The organism is Rhodanobacteraceae bacterium, assembly GCA_016713135.1.
Classification (GTDB): domain Bacteria; phylum Pseudomonadota; class Gammaproteobacteria; order Xanthomonadales; family SZUA-5; genus JADKFD01.
On the sequence record JADJPR010000007.1, the window covers coordinates 196052 to 212851 of the forward strand.

The window sequence follows — 16800 nt, forward strand, 5'->3', positions numbered from 1 at the left end:
GTTAGTCGCTGACGCGCACCATGGCCAGGCTCAGGCCATTCGCGTCGCGGCCGCTGAGGCGCGACAATCCGTTGTTGTCGAATTCGCCGGCGGGCGCACCATTGCGCGTCAGCTGGCACCTTGCGGGCGCGGCATCCGCGCGCGCTGAGTCGATCGCGCAGCGCAACTGGTAACCCTTCGCACCATCGCCCAGCACGGCTTCGCGGGCGGAGGACAAATCGCGCTCGAAGCGCAGTCGCAACGCCACAGGCACCGCCTCCAGGTTGCCCTCAGTGCTGCTGACGACCCACTGGCCAGCGAGTGCCTCGCCGTTGAGGGGCAGCGCGAAGTTCATGCGTTGGACCGAGACCGGCATAAGATCCAGCGGGTCAAGGATGCCCTCGCCGCTGGCCTTGGCATACCACACCACGCCGGTCGAGTTTGAACTGAACTCGATGTCCACGCTGCCCGCTGGTTCCACCGATTGCGGACCGCGGTAGGTCCCCCAAAGCGGTTGACCGCCGAGCGAACGCAAGAGATCGCCATTGAAATGGCTACGCCCGAGCGCTCCGGCGCTCAAGTACCAAGCCGAGTTGCCGCCGAGTGTGTAGGCGTTGGTGGTCATCGCCAGCGTGCCGCCCTGGCGTTCGATCATGAATCCGATGCCGCTGCCGCTGGTCAGGAATTCGCCTGCGACATTCGGAGCCCAGAACCCGGGCTCGGGCGTGACGCGGCGGCCGTTGGCAGGCGTCATGTCGACCACGCGGAAGGCCAGAAGCGTTGCCTGGCTCGCGGCATCCTTGACCGAGAAGCGCACGCGGTAAATGCCGTCTGGCACACTTCCGAATCCGTTCGCAGCGGCCGGGTCGACGGTCACCGAATACTGGGAGATTGCCTGTCCGCAGACTTCCCCGACCTGTCGCACGGCGATGTCGATGTACGGGCCATCGACAAACACCGGCAGCAACTCGGGGGCGCAGGCGTTCGGCCAGGGGCCGCTGACGCGCAACTGAGGGCTCACCCGTGCGGCTGGATCGCTCGGGAGTACCTCGATGCGATGCGGCGACACCTGCGCCAGCGCCACGGTTGGCACCAGCAAGATCGCACACCACCATTTCGATTTCTGCATGTCGTCCTCGACCAAGCCGCTGAACGGCGCAGCAACACGCGACCTTAGGCGAGTTGCCGCTACCATCCCTCGCGTCTAGTTTACGCCCTGCGCCACCCCGGCGGAAGTCACAATTCTTGGCAAGACTCATGAGCAAGACGATCACGGTTCTGCGCGGCGACGGTATCGGCCCCGAAATCACGGACGCCACATTGCGCGTACTCGACGCGCTGCAGTGCGGGCTGAGCTATGAGTTCGCCAGCGCGGGCGTCAGTGCGCTGGAGGAACATGGCTCGCTGCTGCCGACGTCGACCATCGAATCGATCACGCGCACGCGCGTGGCTCTGAAGGGACCGTTGACCACGCCGATCGGCGAGGGCTTCTCTTCCTTGAATGTGGACCTGCGCCGGCGCTTCGACCTGTACGCGAACGTGCGTCCGGCGCTGTCTTTCCCGAACACCCGCTCGCGCTACCAGAACATCGACTTGCTGACGGTGCGCGAGAACACCGAGGGTGCCTATCGCAGCGAGGGCCAGACCCTGTCCGCAGACGGCGAGACTGCCCAGTCGCTGATCCAGGTGACCCGCCGCAGCTCCGAGCGCATCGCGCGCTATGCCTGCGATCTGGCCGTGCGCACCGGACGCAAGCGCGTGACCATCGTGCACAAGGCAAACATCCTGAAGACCACCTCGGGCCTGTTCCTGAAGACCGCGCGCGCGGTGGCTGCCGATTATCCGGGACTCAGCTTCAACGAGATGATCGTCGACAACGCCTGCATGCAGCTGGTCATGAACCCGCACCAGTTTGACGTGATCGTCACCACCAACCTGTTCGGCGACATCCTCTCCGACCTGTGCGCCGGCCTGGTCGGTGGCCTCGGCCTGGCGCCGGGAGCGAACATCGGCACCGATGCGGCGATCTTTGAGGCGGTGCATGGCTCGGCCCCGGACATCGCCGGCAAGGGCATCGCCAATCCCACCGCGCTGCTGCTGGCGGCGGCGATGATGCTCGACCACCTCGGCCTGCTCGACGCCGCGCAGCGCCTGCGCGTGGCGATCCGCGCCACGCTCGAGGCGAAGGACCGGCTGACCGCGGATCTCGGCGGCAGCGCGAGCACCAGCGTGTACGCGGACGCGCTGGTGGCGCGGCTGCAGGGCTGATTCAGGCCTGGCGCAAGGGGTAGGGCACGTAGATCGCGGCGCGGCCGACGCTGACGCCGCTGGCGAGTGCCCGGCGGAAGGCCGAGATTGCATTCTCCACTGCAAGCGGGCGCGCCTCGCCGAGCGCAAGTCGCGCGGCGCACAGCGAGGCAAGCGTGCAGCCGGTGCCATGGCCGTTGAAGCGCTGTCGCGGCGCGCGGAATTCGCGGCCACCTGCGGCATCGAGATAGAGATCGACCACCTCACTGCCGCGCATGTGCCCACCCTTGAGCAACACTGCCTGCGGTCCCAGTCGCAGCAGTTGGTGCGCTGCTGGCTCCAGGTCGCGCAGTCCGCGGATGCGCCGGCCGAGCAGGACCTCGGCCTCGGGGATGTTCGGCGTCAGCAACGCGGCACGCGGCAACAGCTCGTCACGCACGCTGCGCTGGGCATCGTCCCTCAGCAGCGCCGCACCCGAGGTGGCGATCATCACCGGATCGATCACCCAGGGCAGGTAGGCCAGCGCTGCCGCCTGCCGCGCGACCAGCCGCACGATGGCGCGCGTTGCCAGCATGCCGGTCTTGATCGCGGATACCGGGAAATCGGTACAGACAGCGTCGATCTGTGCGCGCACCATGCGTTGGGACAGGACCTGCACGGCGTCGACCGCACGCGAGTTCTGCGCGGTGACGGCAGTGATCGCCGACAGGCCGAACACGCCTTGGCTGGCGAAAGCGCGCAGATCGGCCTGGATGCCGGCACCGCCACCGGAGTCCGAGCCAGCGATCGTCAGGGCGTAGGCGCGCGGCGTGGTGGCGTTTTGCATGTGACAGCCCTGTGGCAAAAATACAACGAAAAAATATGGTTGTTGCGTGCTTGACGCACTGTGGTTTTTTTGCGATTCTGGCGTCGGCTAGAAGCAACACTCCTTTCCTTCTAGCAGGGCTTGAGGGCATGCAGGCGAGAGCACGTTTGCAAAACTTGATTGGGACGGCGAGCTTGCTGCTCGCCGTCCCCTCTTTTACCCTCGCCCAACCGTCAATGGAAGGCATTTCGGGGGATTTCGAAGCGCGCCATGCGGTGCTTCGGGGTCCGTTGCGGGTGGCCGCTGTGCAGCGGCTGGCGCCTGACTTCTCCTGGGTCGATGTCGACGCGTTGATCGAGACACCGTCGCTGAACCCGCTCAACCGTGCGCTGGGCGAACTCCTCGTCGTTCCGCTGGCCTCCAGCCGTGATTGGGCCTTGTTTGCGCGCGCTGCGCGCCTGACCGGGCGTCCCGCATCGCGCCAGGCGACGGAAGACTTGACCGTCCGCGCGATTGGCGATGGAGGCCTGGAGCGGCGTCTGCTGACGTCAGGTCTGCTGTTGCAGTCCCCGTCCGGTTTCGGCATCGGTGTCGACGCGGTCTTCGCCGAACAGCGTTTCGCGAGCGGCAGCCTGACGCCGCTGGTCGATGCGCCTGACAGCCAGCTTCCGGGTGCGGTGGCTTCCGCCGAGGAATCGCGCGGAACCGGTCTGGCGCTCGCCTTCGGTGCACCGCTGACCGAGCGCATGGGCTGGAGCCTCGGCCTGCGCTCGCGTGTCGACATGAACACCTACAAGTCGTATCAGGGCGTCTACTCCGAGCCGGGCGACCTCGACATTCCCGCCACTGCAGCACTGGGCTTCACTGCGAACATCGCGCCGAAGACCACCATGGTGCTGGGCGCGGAATACGTGTTCTACAGCGACGTGAACAGCTTCTCGAGCTACGCGTTGCCGAACCGCTTTCTGGCGCTGCTGGGCGACAGCAGCAGCCCGAGCTTCGCCTGGCAGGACCTCACGGTCTACTCGGCCACGGTGCAGGGCGGTGTGCAGAATTGGCAATGGTCGGTGCGTTACAGCACCGGACTGCAGCCCAATCCCACGGCGCCGTTGCTGCAGCAGGCGATCAACGGCATCCAGAGCGACTCGAACTGGTCGCTCGGCATCGGGCGTTCGCTCGGTGGGCTGGGTGATTTCCGCCTGACCGCCAGTTTCGCGGGCGCGGAATACGTGCTCGGCTCGCCATTCGTGCGCAATGTCGATCCCACCGAGTCCACGCACTTCGAGTTCGAAGCGCTGTGGAACCTGCGGTTCTGAGCCGACGCCAGGCTTTCCAGGCGCGTTAAGCGCTAGGACCGAGAGAGCGCGAAGAAAGGCATGGAAAGTGCCTCTCTCCGTGTCTCTGCATCAAGCCGCTCCCTTCGTCCCGCGAGGCCCGAGCCAGCCCGGCGCAACCGGTGTTGGAGCGCGTGACGTAGAGCGTGCTCCGCTGCATCCTGGTGGAATGCGTTGCGCCCTTACAACACTTCCGAGGCGAAATCCGCCAGGCGCGAACGCTCGCCGCGGCGCAGTGTGATGTGCGCGCTGTGCGGCCAGTACTGGAAGCGGTCGACCGCGAAGGTCAGGCCTGAGGTGGTCTCGGTCAGGTAGGGCGTGTCGATCTGCTCGACGTTGCCCAGGCATACCATCTTGGTGCCGGGGCCGGCGCGCGTCAGCAGGGTCTTCATCTGTTTCGGCGTAAGGTTCTGCGCCTCGTCGATGATCACGTAGCGCGACAGGAAGGTGCGCCCGCGCATGAAGCTCATCGAGCGCACCTTGATCCGCGAGGAGAGCAAATCGTTGGTCGCCTGGCGCGCCCAGTTGCTGGAGTCTTGCGGGCTTGCGAGCACTTCCAGGTTGTCGTTCAGCGCGCCCATCCAGGGCGTCATCTTCTCTTCCTCGGTGCCCGGCAGGAAGCCGATGTCCTCGCCCACCGGCACCGTCGCGCGGGTGACGATGATCTCCTTGTAGCGCTGCTGATCCATCGTCTGCGCCAGTCCCGCCGCCAGTGCCAGCAGAGTCTTGCCGGTGCCCGCGGTGCCGAGCAGGGTGACGAAATCGACTTCCGGATCCATCAGCACGTTGAGCGCGAAGTTCTGCTCGCGGTTGCGCGCGCTGATGCCCCACACCCGGTGCGGTGCGCTCTGGAAATCGTCGACGATCTGCAGCGTGGCGCGGCCGCCCTCGGTTTTCAGCACGCGCAGGGCGATCTGGTTGTCGTCGCCGAAATGCAGAAACTGGTTGGGATGCCAGCGCTCGTCGCGCTTCATCTTGACGCGATAGTAGGTGCGCCCGCGCTCCGACCAGGATTCCAGTTCCGGGTGCTTGCTCCAGAACTCCGCCTTGAGCACATCGACGCCGTTGTAGAGCAGCGCCAGGTCGTCCAGCGCCCGGTCGTTCTCGTAGTCCTCGGCCGGGATCCCGTGGATCTTGGCCTTGATCCGGAGGTTGATGTCCTTGGTGACCAGCACCACCGCGTTGCGCGTCTTCTCCTCGCGCAGTTGCAGCACGGCCAGCAGGATCTGGTTGTCCGGCTTGACCGAACCGAAGGACAGGCCGTCTGCATTGGGCTCGGAGGTCTGGAAGCGCAGATGGCCGCGTGGGCGATGGCGGCCGAGGTCCAGCCCGTCAGGGCGCTTGAGCGCGATGCCGTGGTCCAGCTTGCCGTTGCCGTGGCTCTCGATCAACTCATTGAGAAATCGGCTGACCTGGCGCACATTGCGCGAAACCTCCGAGGTGCCCTTCTTCGCCGCGTCCAGTTCCTCCAGTACCATCATCGGCAGGTAGACGTCGTGCTCCTCGAAGCGGAACAGCGCCGTCGGGTCGTGCATCAGCACATTGGTGTCGAGGACGTAGGTACGCTTTCGCTGGCTCATGAGTTCTCCGTCGGGCGGGATCACCGCGCCCACCGAGAATGCCAAAAAACCGAGACAACGCACGCATTGCCGGACGGCCGGCATGTCGGCCGCATCCGGGAGCGGCTCCGCGGACGTAAGGACAGCACGCAAGCCGGGCCAACCTACGATGCTCAGAACCCTCGCCAGCGTCTGCTGGTTGCTGCTCGCAACAACTTCTTCCCACGCCGCGCAGCCGGAGACCGATCCGGAAGCGCTCGACGCCGTCCTGGTCTTCGGTCGCCAGGCGAATCTGCTCGGCTCCGCGATCAGCGCCTCGGAGGGCGTGGTCGGTCCCGGCGAACTGGCCGAGCGCCCGCGCCTGCGCAGCGGTGACCTCGTCGAGTACGTGCCGGGTATGGTCGCGACCCAGCATTCGGGTTCGGGCAAGGCCAACCAGTACTTCCTGCGCGGCTTCAACCTCGACCACGGCACCGACTTCGCAAGTTTCGTCGACGGCATGCCAGTCAACCTGCGCAGCCACGGCCACGGACAGGGTTACGCCGACCTCAATTTCCTGATTCCGGAACTGGTGGAGGAACTGGCCTATCGCAAAGGCACCTGGCATGCCGAGGTCGGCGATTTCTCCTCCGCCGGCAGCGCGGACTTCCGCCTCGCCGAGACCCTCGAGCGGCAGCGATTGCGTTTCAGCGCTGGCGAGCACGGGTACCTGCGAGGGCTCGCCGCGGGCGGCTTCGGTGATTCCTCGCGCAGCCTCGTCTACGGTCTCGAAACCCAGGCCTACGACGGGCCCTGGAGCGACATCGAAGAGGATGTGCGCAAGCGCAACCTGGTGCTGAAAGGCGCATTCGACCTCGGCGGCGGGCACGCGCACCTGAGCCTGATGGACTACCACAACCGCTGGAATTCGCCCGACCAGATCCCGCAGCGCGCGATCGAAAGCGGACTCATCGATGCCCTCGGCTCGCTCGACCGCGATCTCGGCGGCGTCAGCAGCCGCTCCTCGCTGGCCGGCGGCTGGCGTGGGACGCTGGCCGGTGGCGAGTTCGAGGCCGGCGCATACGCGATCGACTACGACCTGCGGCTCTGGTCGAACTTCACCTATTTCCTGGACGATCCGGAGGCGGGCGACGAGTTCCGCCAGCGCGACCGCCGACGCATGACCGGTTTCCACGCGCGCGACAGTTTCGCGGGCGAGCGCTGGCGCTGGCGGGTCGGGATCGCCGGGCAGCGCGACGACATCGGCGCGGTCGGCTTGTGCCGCAGCGTCGGCCGCGAATGCGTGCGCGACATTCGCCGCGACCGCGTCGACGAGCGCAGCCTCGCGCTGTGGAGCGATTTCGAGTACCGCTTCGGCGAGCGCCTGCGCGGCTACCTCGGCTGGCGGCACGACCGTTACGACTTCGAGGTCGCCGCCATCGAGCCGGCGAACTCGGGTGATGCCGATGCGTCGATCAACTCGCCGAAGCTGAGCCTGGTCTACGCCGCGCGCACGGACTTCGAGCTCTACCTGTCCTGGGGGCGAGGCTTCCATTCGAACGATGCGCGCGGCACCGTGTTGGGGGTCGATCCCGTCAGCGGCGAGCCGGCCGATCCGGTGACGCCGCTGGCACGCTCGCGCGGCAGCGAACTCGGCGCGCGCTGGTTTCTCTCGCAGAGGCTGCACGCGACCCTCTCGGCCTGGCGCCTGGACCTTGATTCCGAATTGCTCTACGTCGGCGACGCCGGCACCACCGAGGCCAGCCGTCCAAGCGAACGCCGGGGCGCCGAACTGGGACTCTACTGGTTCGCCAGCAAACGCATCGGCGCCGAACTCGAGATCGAGTACACCGACGCGCGCTTTGCCGACGCCGATCCTGCCGGCCGCGAAATCCCCGGTGCGGTGCCGTTGACGATCGCCGCCGGCCTCAATGCGCGCTTCGACAGCGGTTGGGACGCGACCCTGCGCTGGCGCCACGTCGGCGGCTATCCCTTGATCGAGGACGACTCGCAGCGCGCCGACGGCTCCGACCTCGTCAACCTGCGTGTCGGCCGCCAGTTCGGCGGCTGGCGCGTGGACGCGGAGGTGCTGAACCTGCTGGACGCCGAGGATCGCGACATCGAGTACTTCTACGCCTCGCGCTTGCCCGGCGAGCCTGGCGACGGGATCGAGGACCGCCACTTCCACGCCTTCGAACCGCGTGCAGTGCGGCTGACGCTGAGCCGGGAGTTCTGAGAGCTCCAGCGGCACCGCTTTGGCGCGCATCGGCGCGCATCGAACGGAGACCGACTGTGGGAGCGGGTTCATCCCGCGACCGCGAGGCGTCTGGGTCGCGGGATAAACCCGCTCCCACAGTTCCTTCATGTCTGGGGAGAGCGGGTAGTCGGTTGTCGGCAGCGAAGCTCGCGGTGGAAGCGTTGCGTCGGCACTGGCGTGCTGCCGACAACCGACAACCAACAACCGACAACCGTTCTTTCAGCCTTTCAACGGCTCGAGGATTGCGTCCAGGTTCAGCGTGTCGCAGAACTCGAGGAAGTCCTCGCGCAGGCTGGAGATATGCGCCGAGGCCGGAATGCCGATGGAGATCTGCGCGGAGAACATCTCGGCGCCGGTCTGCGCCGCGCGGTAGCGCGACGATGACAGCGCCTCGACCGTGATGCCGCGGCGCGAGAAGAACTCGGCCAGCTGGTACAGGATGCCCGGACGATCCGCCGCGATCACCTCGACCGTGTACGGCAGGCTGCTGCCGGTCAGTTCGCGCGAGCTGGTCCGGCGCATGGTGAGCGCCATCTGGTCGTCACGCTGGATCTTGGTCAGGGCGTTCTCGCATTTTGCGATCGCATCCCAGGCGCCGGAAGCCAGCAGTTGCACCGACACTTCCTGGCCGAGCAAGGCCACCCGGGCCTCCAGCAGATTGCAGCCGGCGTCCAGCACGCGTTTGCCAAGCACCGTCAGCAATGGCACCGAGTTGGGCGCGATGGCCGATACCAGCAAGTGATTCTCGGGGACGGCGGGGCGTGGAGCGGGATCGGACACGGCGGGAGCTTGGCCTTGCAGGATGGAACTGCCCGGAAGCTGACCCGGGCAGCCCTGCAGAATACTTGTCAGCTCGGAAAACCCGCAAGTAAGATCGGCCGCAACGACCTTGAAGGATCCCGTCGACGTGCACATTTCCGGCAGCATCCCGGCGCTGGTGACGCCGTTCCAGCGCGCGGGCGCGCTCGACCTGGTGGCCTTCGATGCCCTGGTGCAATGGCATCTGGACGAGGGCAGCAACGGACTGGTGGTCGGCGGTTCCACCGGGGAATCGGGTGCGCTCGAGGAAACCGAGCTGGCCAGCCTGCTGGAAGTCGCGCTGCGGCGCGTCGCGGGCAAGGTCCCGGTGATTGCCGGTACGGGCGGCGCAGCCACCAGCAAGGCGCTACGCCTGTGCCAGTTGGCGCACAAGGTCGGTGCCGACGCGGCGCTCGCGGTAACCCCCTACTATTCGCGCCCGACCCAGTCCGGCATGCGCGCTCACTTCGCGGCGCTGGCCGATGAGGGTGGCTTGCCGGTGATCCTGTACAACGTGCCGGGACGCACCGGTGTCGACTTGCTGCCGGAGACCGTGGCGCAGCTGGCGCCGCACCCGCGCATCATCGGCATCAAGGAAGCGGTGGCTGATCCGGCGCGCATGCAGGCCCTGCTTGAGTTGCGCAGCGAGTCCTTCGGCGTGCTGAGCGGAGACGATCCCACCGCGCTGCGCGCCGTGCTGGCCGGGGCGGATGGCGTGATCTCGGTGGTCGCCAACCTGGTACCCCGCACCTTCGCTGAACTCGTGCGCGCCGCGCGCGCCGGACAGGGGCAGGCAGCGCAGCAAATCGACGCTATGCTTGCGCCCCTGTATGCCGCTGTCGCCAGCGAGCCGAATCCGATCCCGGTGAAGGCGGGTCTGGCGATGATGGGGCGGGCGTGGGATGTCCTGCGCCTGCCGCTGTTGCCGCTGTCGCAGCCCTTGAGGCCCGCGCTGGCGGCGGCGCTCGAAGCTGCCGGTGTCCGGCTCGCCCCGAAGCTGGCGGCCTGAGCCTCCCGCGGCACCCACACACGTTGAGGATCGAACCACGAATGTTGCGCGCGCGCTTGGCGTCTGCTGGAAAACTGGTGCTGGTGGCGGCCCTGTGCCTGCCCTATGGCTGCAGCCTGATCAACCGGCCGATCGTCTACGAGGACGCGCGTGAGACGCCGCCGCTGCAGGTGCCGAACGGGCTGATCGCGCCGGCGCCGAACCCGGCGCTGCAGATTCCGGCGGTGGCCGGCATGGCGTCGAATGTGGATGCGGCCCCGCCGACGCTGGGCAATACGGTAGCCGTGGCGCGGGCTGGATTGCCGCGCGCGGCGAATGCCGTGCTGTCGCTGGACGACGAGGCCGACAGCGCCTTCCGCCGTGTCGGCATCGCGCTGGAACGCAGCGGTTGCTGCCGCATGGTGTCCAGGGACCCGGCGGCGAAGAGCTACCAGGTCGAACTGACCGCGGCGGCGCCCAAAGCGTGGCTTCTTCAGGCGCATGTTCGGTGGCGATGCGCCATCGACCATCATGACGCTGCAGGTGGCGGCGGCGGATACCGGCGCCACCGTCAGCGTGGTGGATGCCGATGGTGGCACGCGCCGGGATGATCCGGCGATGACCGTGCTCGGTGTCGTCGAAGCGCGCCTGCGTTGAGCCGGCGCTGCTTTCAGCGCTCCAGCAGTGGGAGCTTGCCGGGCTTGCCGTCCCAGTCCTTGGCGTCGGCAGGCGCTTCCTTGCGCACGGTAATGGTCGGCCAGCCGGCCGCCAGTTCCCGGTTCAGCGCAATGAAGTGCTCCTGGCCCTTGGGCACGTCGTCTTCAGGGAAGATCGCGTTGGCCGGGCACTCGGGCTCGCACAGGGTGCAGTCGATGCACTCGTCCGGATCGATCGCGAGGAAGTTCGGGCCTTCGTGGAAGCAGTCCACTGGACATACTTCCACGCAATCCGTGTACTTGCACTTGATGCAGTTTTCGACGACAACAAAGGGCATTGGCAAGCACAACCAGAAAAATGGCGCTCCCTACGAGAATCGAACTCGTGTTTTAGCCTTGAGAGGGCCACGTCCTGACCGCTAGACGAAGGGAGCGCTGCGGAGCTCTGCGATAATAGCGACCCGCCACGCGCCCCACAACCCGGCGCACACAAGAACAACGAATGGATCGAGGCGTGAGCCCTCAGCAACCATACATGGACAGTAGATGACGGAAATGGACAGCAACTCCAGCGATCACCCGGCGCACAACGAGCACCTGCCGATCGTGCTGCATCGCGCGGCGCACACGATCTCGCGCAAGCGCATCAGCTCCGCCGCGGTGCGCGTGCTCTACGGCCTGCGCGAGGCCGGATTCCAGGCGCACCTGGTCGGCGGCGCGGTGCGCGATCTGCTGCTCGGCGCCGATCCCAAGGACTACGACGTTGCCACGGATGCGCACCCGGAAGACATCCGCAAGGTGTTCCGCACCTGCCGCCTGATCGGCCGCCGTTTCGTCATCGCGCACGTGCGCTTCGGCCAGGAGATCATCGAGGTCACCACTTTCCGCGGGGGCGGCGGCATTGGCCCTGACGACGAGCACCCGGACCGCGAGGTGGAGGCCGAGGGCCTGATCCTGCGCGACAACGTCTTCGGCAGCATCGAGGAGGACGCCTGTCGCCGCGATTTCACCGTCAATGCCTTGTACTACAGCATCGACGACTTCTCGGTGCGCGACTACGTCGGCGGCCTCGCCGATCTTGCCGAGCGCCAACTGCGCCTGATCGGCGACCCGGAGCAGCGTTACCGCGAGGACCCGGTGCGCATGCTGCGCGCGGCGCGGCTGGCGGCCAAGCTCGGCTTCAAGATCGAGCGTGCCACCGAGGAACCCATCGGCCGCCTGGCCTGTCTGCTCGACGGCATCCCGCCAGCGCGCCTGTTCGACGATCTGCAGAAACTGTTTCTCTACGGCCACGCCGAGAAGAGCTACGACCAGTTGCTCCGGCTGCGTTTGTTCGAGCACCTGTTCCCGAGTGTCAGTGTCGATGCCGACACCGGCCGCCCCTATGCCGATGCGCTGATCCGCGCCGCCTTGCGCAGCACCGATGCGCGCGTAGCCGAAGGCAAGTCGGTGACGCCGGCCTTCCTGTTCGCGGCCTTCCTGTGGGAGCCGTTCCAGATGGCCTGCGCGCACATCGATGTGCAGGTGGAAGGCGCGATGGCCGATGCCGCCGAAGAGATCTTCCGCGAATCGGTCGAGCGCGTCGCGCTGCCCAAGCGCTTCTCCGTGGTCACCCGCGAGATCTGGGAACTGCAGCCGCGCTTCGCGACCAATTCGCCCAGCCGCGCGCGCCGCCTGCTGCGCCACCCGCGCTTCCGCGCCGCCTTCGATTTCCTCGTGCTGCGCGCCGAGGTGGACCCGGACCTGGTGGACCAGGCGCGTCGCTGGGAGGCGGCGCAGACCTGCGCCGAGGGCGAGTTCGACGGCCTGTTCCGCGGCCTCGCTGCGGTGCCCGCCGGACCACGCCTGCCAGCCGAATCCGACGCCAAGGCGCCGGCCAAGCGCCGTCGCCGCCGTCGCCGCAAGCCGGCCACTGCGCCCGCCGAATGAACCGGCGCGAGCGCGCCTTCGTCGGGCTCGGCAGCAATCTCGGCGAGCCCGCGCAGCAACTCGCCAGCGCGGTGCGTGCGTTGGCGGCGCTGCCACGCTCGACCCTGGTCGCGGTTTCGCCGGGCTACGAATCCTTGCCCTGGGGCGATCCGGACCAGGCCAATTTCCTCAACGCGGTGGCGGCGATCGACACTGCGCTCACGCCGCAGCAGTTGCTCGCCGAGTTGCTGCGGATCGAACTCGCGCATGGCCGCGACCGCAGTAGCGGCCGCCGCAACGGCCCGCGCACGCTGGACCTGGACTTGTTGGTGCACGGCGCGCGGGTCGTCGACGAGCCCGGCCTGCAGCTGCCGCACCCACGCTTGCCTGAGCGCGCATTCGTGCTGCTGCCGCTGCATGACCTGGCGCCGGGGCTGGAGATTCCTGGCATCGGCGCGCTGAAATCCTTGCTCAAGCCGGAATTCGCTAGTCTGTGCTGGCGCGCCGACGGCGCCGACACGCCTCCCCGCTGATCCTGCGAGACGCCATGTACGCCACCGCCGCCACCACGCCGTCGCAGAAGCCGGTCTCCGTGCCCGGACTGCGCAAGATGAAGCAGGACGGCACGCCGATCGTCGCGCTGACCGGCTACGACGCCAGTTTCGCGCATGTGCTGGACGCCGCCGGCATCGATGTCGTGCTCGTCGGCGACTCGCTCGGCATGGTCTTCCAGGGGCATCCGAACACCCTGCCGGTAACCGTGGACGACATCGTTTACCACAGCCGCGCGGTGCGCCGCGGTCTGTCGCGCGCGCTGCTGATGGCGGACATGCCCTTCCTGAGCTACGCGACGCCCGAGCAGGCGCTGGTGACGGCCAAGCGCCTGCTGGTGGAAGCCGAGGCCGGCATGGTCAAGCTCGAGGGCGGCCAGGACTGCGTGCTCGATGTGATCCGTTTCCTGACCGAGCGCGAGATCCCGGTGTGCGCGCACCTCGGCCTGACCCCGCAGTCGATCCTGCGCATGGGCGGCTTCCGCGTGCAGGGGCGCGAGGAGGCGGCGCAAAAGAAGATCCTGGAACAGGCGCACGCGGTCGCCGCCGCCGGCGCCGAGGCGCTGGTGCTTGAATGTGTGCCGGCGAAGCTGGCGGCAGAGATCACCCGCGCAATCGACATTCCGACCATCGGCATCGGTGCCGGAGTCGACTGCGACGGCCAGATCCTGGTCAGCTACGATCTGCTCGGCATCACCCCCGGCAAGCGCGTGCGCTTCACCAAGGACTTCCTGATCGAGACCGGCAGCGTACACCGCGCCATCGAGCGCTATGCCGAGGACGTGCGCGCGCGCCGGTTTCCGGGGCCTGAGCACAGTTTCTGAGAGGCCGGTTGTGGGTTCTGGGTTCTGGGTTGTGGGCAGCCCTGGCACGCTCCGATCCAGAGGCTTCCCGCGCCGCGAGGTCGCGGGGCTCGGAGGTGTGCAGCCCACAACCCAGAACCCACAACTCACAACCGAATTGAGCGCCATGCACCGCTACACCGAACCCGCCCCGATGCGCGCACTGCTGCGCGAATGGCGCATCGCACGCCAGCGGATTGCTTTCGTGCCGACCATGGGCAATTTGCACGAGGGCCATATCTCGCTGGTGCAGCGGGCGCGCGGGCTGGCGGACAAGGTGGTGGCGAGTGTGTTCGTCAACCCGACGCAGTTCGGTCCCTCCGAGGACTACGCGGCCTATCCGCGTACGCTGGAACGGGATGCCGCTTTCCTGGCCGAAGCGGGTTGCGATGTGCTGTTCACGCCGACCATCGCGGCCATGTATCCCTATGGCGAGACCGAGGCCTGGGTGGATGTGCCGAGCCTGTCAGGCATCCTTTGCGGCGCCTTCCGCCCGGGGCATTTCCGCGGCGTGGCGACGGTCGTCGCGCGGCTGTTCAACCACGTGGCGCCGGATGTGGCGGTGTTCGGCGAGAAGGATTTCCAGCAACTGCTGCTGATCCGGCGGATGACGCGCGATCTCGGCTTCCCGATCGAGATCGTCGGCGCGCCCACCGCGCGCGATGCCGACGGCCTGGCCTTGTCCTCGCGCAACCAGTACCTGACCGCCGACGAACGCCGGACCGCCGGCACCGTCTATCGCGTGCTGCGCAGCGTGGCCGACGCGGTGTCGGCCGGCGCCGAGGCTGCGGAGCCGGTCGCCCGCGGACTGGAGGAGCTGAAGGATGCGGGCTTCCGCCCCGACTACCTGGAAGTGCGCAGCGCGCAATCCCTGCAGCTGCCGGCGGTGGACGAGCGCGAACTGGTGGTGCTGGCGGCTGCCTGGCTCGGGCGGGCGCGGCTGATCGACAACCTGCGTTTCACCAAATCCTGACGCACGTTGCAATCTTCTGAATGCGCGCAACAGGTGTATGGATTCCTGCAACAAGCTGTGGTACGTTTACAACCACTCTGACAGCTTAGCAACATCAGCCGGTCAGGGTACGCAGGGCGCGTTGAGGTAATCGTCACTCCGATTAAAACCCTCTCCACATTGGAAGAGGGTTTTTTTTTGCCCTTTCGGCGTGGAGACTGGCGGCCTGATTCCTGCGACCGGAGCCGCCGATGTCCGCCTTCCCCGAGCTGCGCCAGCAACTGGTGGCCTGCCTGCGCGCACACGCGAAAGGCGAGGGTACCGATCTTCGGGCCCTGTTCGCGACCGATCCGGCGCGCGCGGCGCGCTTTGCCATCGAACTGCCGGGCTTGTGGCTGGACCTGTCGAAGCAGGCGCTCAGCGAGCGTCTGCTGGCGGACATGACGGCGATCGCCGAACGCATGGACCTGCGCGGCGCGTTGTCTGAACTCTTCGAAGGCCACATCGTCAATGCGACCGAGGGCCGCGCTGCGCTGCATACGCTGCTGCGCGTGCCGGCCGATGGTCCCGTCGCCGACGCCCTGCGCGACCGCCACGACGACATCCAGGGCAGCCTGCACAGCATGGCGGCCCTGGCCGGGCATCTGGCGGGCGAGGGCATCGAGGTGCTGGTGAACCTCGGGATAGGGGGGTCCGACCTCGGCCCGCGGCTGATCTACGACGCGCTGGCCAGCGAAGCCTTGCCCGGACGCCGGCTGCGCTTCGTCGCCAATGTCGACGGCAATGCACTGGATGCCGTGCTGCGCCACCTCGACCCGCGCAAGAGCGCTTTCGTGCTCGCGTCCAAGAGCTTTGGCACCCAGGAAACCCGGATGAACGCGGAGAGCGCGATCCGCTGGATGCGCGCGCGCGGGTTGAGCGAACAGGAGGTGTCGCAGCGGCTGATCGCGGTCACCGCGAAACCCGCGGCGGCGCGCGCTTTCGGAGTGCCGGACGAACACATCCTCGCCTTCGACGAGGCGGTCGGCGGGCGCTATTCGGTGTGGAGCGCGATCGGCTTCCCGCTGGTCTACGCCTTCGGCATCGAGCGTTTTCGTGAGTTGCTGGCCGGCGCGCATGCCATCGACCGCCATGTGCACGAGGCGCCGTGGGCCGGCAATGCCGGCTTCCTGCTCGCGCTGGTGGAGCTGCTGCACCGCTGCGGTTATGGCCACCCCAGCCACGCCGTGGTGGTCTACGACGAGCGCCTCGCGCGGCTGCCGGAATACCTGCAGCAGCTGGAGATGGAATCGAACGGCAAGAGTGTCGACGTCAGCGGCGAGGCACTGCCGTTCCCGAGCGCGCCGGTGGTCTGGGGTGGTGTCGGCACCAGTGTGCAGCATGCCTTTTTCCAGGCCCTGCACCAGGGTACCGACGTGGTCCCGGTCAGCTTCGTCGCCGCGGCGAGCGTGGGCCACGAGTGGCCGGCGCATCACGACGCACTGATCGCGAACATGGCGGCCCAGGGCGCGGCGCTGCTGCGCGGGCGCAGCTTCGACGAGGCGCTGGCGCAAGAGCGCGATCCCGCCGATCCGGCCGCCATCGCGCGCGCCCGCCAGCGGGTGTTCCCCGGCAACCGGCCGAGCACCACGATCCTGCTTGATCGCGTGGAACCGCGCACCCTCGGCGCGCTGGTGGCACTGATGGAACACAAGGTGTACCTCGCCGGCCGCATGCTCGGCATCAACTCCTTCGACCAATGGGGCGTGGAACTCGGCAAGGAGATTTGCGGCGAGCTGCTGCCATGGGTCTCAGGCGGCCCGGCGCCCGGCGGCTTCGACAGCTCCACCGCGGCGCTGGTGGAGCGCTACCGCCGCCAGCCGTAGAGCGGAGCTTGCTCCGCTGGCGCGAGGGTCCTTAGAGCGGAGCTTGCTCCGCTGGCGCTTGCGCCGGGGGCCAGCCGAGC

Annotated in this window: 15 protein-coding genes and 1 tRNA gene; 10 read left to right on the top strand and 6 right to left on the bottom strand. The window is 67.4% G+C overall.

The window, feature by feature from the left end:
* Nucleotide 1: 1 nt before the first annotated feature.
* A complete protein-coding gene (locus tag IPK27_09180) occupies nucleotides 2-1108 on the bottom strand; it encodes a hypothetical protein (GenBank protein MBK8067785.1) in 1107 nt (368 codons plus the stop codon).
* 128 nt (nucleotides 1109-1236) lie between these two features.
* Here IPK27_09180 and IPK27_09185 point away from each other — a divergent pair, with 128 nt between their 5' ends.
* Nucleotides 1237-2247, top strand: a complete 1011-nt coding sequence (locus IPK27_09185) for an isocitrate dehydrogenase (protein MBK8067786.1) — start codon at nucleotides 1237-1239, stop codon at nucleotides 2245-2247.
* Nucleotide 2248: 1 nt separating this feature from the next.
* On the opposite strand, the gene thiD is transcribed toward IPK27_09185, so the two are convergent.
* Entirely contained in the window at nucleotides 2249-3052 is an 804-nt protein-coding gene (gene thiD, locus IPK27_09190) for a bifunctional hydroxymethylpyrimidine kinase/phosphomethylpyrimidine kinase (protein ID MBK8067787.1), read from the bottom strand.
* Between the two features lie 50 nt (nucleotides 3053-3102).
* Here thiD and IPK27_09195 point away from each other — a divergent pair, with 50 nt between their 5' ends.
* Nucleotides 3103-4347, top strand: a complete 1245-nt coding sequence (locus IPK27_09195; protein MBK8067788.1) for a hypothetical protein — start codon at nucleotides 3103-3105, stop codon at nucleotides 4345-4347.
* Between the two features lie 200 nt (nucleotides 4348-4547).
* Here the strand turns inward: IPK27_09195 and IPK27_09200 are convergent, their stop codons facing one another.
* Nucleotides 4548-5945, bottom strand: a complete 1398-nt coding sequence (locus IPK27_09200; GenBank protein ID MBK8067789.1) for a PhoH family protein — start codon at nucleotides 5943-5945, stop codon at nucleotides 4548-4550.
* 148 nt (nucleotides 5946-6093) lie between these two features.
* On the opposite strand from IPK27_09200, the gene IPK27_09205 reads away from it, so the two are divergent.
* A complete protein-coding gene (locus IPK27_09205; GenBank protein ID MBK8067790.1) occupies nucleotides 6094-8139 on the top strand; it encodes a TonB-dependent receptor in 2046 nt (681 codons plus the stop codon).
* A 240-nt stretch (nucleotides 8140-8379) separates the two neighbouring features.
* Here the strand turns inward: IPK27_09205 and IPK27_09210 are convergent, their stop codons facing one another.
* On the bottom strand, nucleotides 8380-8940 hold the full coding sequence (locus IPK27_09210) for a transcriptional regulator (GenBank protein ID MBK8067791.1): 561 nt from the start codon (nucleotides 8938-8940) through the stop codon (nucleotides 8380-8382).
* Nucleotides 8941-9073: 133 nt separating this feature from the next.
* Here IPK27_09210 and IPK27_09215 point away from each other — a divergent pair, with 133 nt between their 5' ends.
* Together IPK27_09215 and bamC are read left to right on the top strand one after the other, a co-directional pair.
* Complete coding sequence (locus IPK27_09215; protein MBK8067792.1) at nucleotides 9074-9967, top strand: 4-hydroxy-tetrahydrodipicolinate synthase; 894 nt, start codon at nucleotides 9074-9076, stop codon at nucleotides 9965-9967.
* A gap of 41 nt (nucleotides 9968-10008) precedes the next feature.
* Nucleotides 10009-10557, top strand: coding sequence for an outer membrane protein assembly factor BamC (gene bamC / locus IPK27_09220; protein MBK8067793.1), 549 nt, complete (start codon nucleotides 10009-10011; stop codon nucleotides 10555-10557).
* A gap of 59 nt (nucleotides 10558-10616) precedes the next feature.
* Here the strand turns inward: bamC and IPK27_09225 are convergent, their stop codons facing one another.
* The gene (locus IPK27_09225; GenBank protein ID MBK8067794.1) at nucleotides 10617-10940 is read right to left on the bottom strand and encodes a ferredoxin family protein; all 324 of its coding nucleotides are present in this window, start codon (nucleotides 10938-10940) and stop codon (nucleotides 10617-10619) included.
* Between the two features lie 21 nt (nucleotides 10941-10961).
* Nucleotides 10962-11036, bottom strand: a tRNA-Glu gene (locus tag IPK27_09230).
* Nucleotides 11037-11157: 121 nt separating this feature from the next.
* Between IPK27_09230 and pcnB the strand changes: the two genes are divergently transcribed.
* From pcnB to pgi, 5 genes are all read left to right on the top strand, one after another.
* Complete coding sequence (pcnB, locus tag IPK27_09235) at nucleotides 11158-12531, top strand: polynucleotide adenylyltransferase PcnB (protein MBK8067795.1); 1374 nt, start codon at nucleotides 11158-11160, stop codon at nucleotides 12529-12531.
* On the top strand, nucleotides 12528-13043 hold the full coding sequence (gene folK / locus IPK27_09240; protein ID MBK8067796.1) for a 2-amino-4-hydroxy-6-hydroxymethyldihydropteridine diphosphokinase: 516 nt from the start codon (nucleotides 12528-12530) through the stop codon (nucleotides 13041-13043). Before pcnB ends, folK begins: the two co-directional genes overlap by 4 nt.
* Before the next feature lie 14 nt (nucleotides 13044-13057).
* Nucleotides 13058-13885: a 3-methyl-2-oxobutanoate hydroxymethyltransferase gene (gene panB / locus IPK27_09245; GenBank protein ID MBK8067797.1), complete on the top strand. Its 828-nt coding sequence runs from the start codon at nucleotides 13058-13060 to the stop codon at nucleotides 13883-13885.
* Nucleotides 13886-14030: 145 nt separating this feature from the next.
* Complete coding sequence (locus IPK27_09250; protein MBK8067798.1) at nucleotides 14031-14876, top strand: pantoate--beta-alanine ligase; 846 nt, start codon at nucleotides 14031-14033, stop codon at nucleotides 14874-14876.
* 230 nt (nucleotides 14877-15106) lie between these two features.
* The gene (gene pgi / locus IPK27_09255) at nucleotides 15107-16720 is read left to right on the top strand and encodes a glucose-6-phosphate isomerase (protein MBK8067799.1); all 1614 of its coding nucleotides are present in this window, start codon (nucleotides 15107-15109) and stop codon (nucleotides 16718-16720) included.
* Nucleotides 16721-16800: the final 80 nt, after the last annotated feature.

Bases quoted from the DNA above. Each gene is read 5' to 3' on its own strand.
- IPK27_09225 (MBK8067794.1), bottom strand. From the start codon at position 10,940: ATGCCCTTTGTTGTCGTCGAAAACTGCATCAAGTGCAAGTACACGGAT.
- IPK27_09250 (MBK8067798.1), top strand. From the start codon at position 14,031: ATGCACCGCTACACCGAACCCGCCCCGATGCGCGCACTGCTGCGCGAA.
- IPK27_09180 (MBK8067785.1), bottom strand. From the start codon at position 1,108: ATGCAGAAATCGAAATGGTGGTGTGCGATCTTGCTGGTGCCAACCGTG.
- IPK27_09200 (MBK8067789.1), bottom strand. From the start codon at position 5,945: ATGAGCCAGCGAAAGCGTACCTACGTCCTCGACACCAATGTGCTGATG.
- panB (MBK8067797.1), top strand. From the start codon at position 13,058: ATGTACGCCACCGCCGCCACCACGCCGTCGCAGAAGCCGGTCTCCGTG.
- pcnB (MBK8067795.1), top strand. From the start codon at position 11,158: ATGGACAGCAACTCCAGCGATCACCCGGCGCACAACGAGCACCTGCCG.
- folK (MBK8067796.1), top strand. From the start codon at position 12,528: ATGAACCGGCGCGAGCGCGCCTTCGTCGGGCTCGGCAGCAATCTCGGC.
- pgi (MBK8067799.1), top strand. From the start codon at position 15,107: ATGTCCGCCTTCCCCGAGCTGCGCCAGCAACTGGTGGCCTGCCTGCGC.
- IPK27_09185 (MBK8067786.1), top strand. From the start codon at position 1,237: ATGAGCAAGACGATCACGGTTCTGCGCGGCGACGGTATCGGCCCCGAA.
- IPK27_09205 (MBK8067790.1), top strand. From the start codon at position 6,094: ATGCTCAGAACCCTCGCCAGCGTCTGCTGGTTGCTGCTCGCAACAACT.
- thiD (MBK8067787.1), bottom strand. From the start codon at position 3,052: ATGCAAAACGCCACCACGCCGCGCGCCTACGCCCTGACGATCGCTGGC.
- bamC (MBK8067793.1), top strand. From the start codon at position 10,009: ATGTTGCGCGCGCGCTTGGCGTCTGCTGGAAAACTGGTGCTGGTGGCG.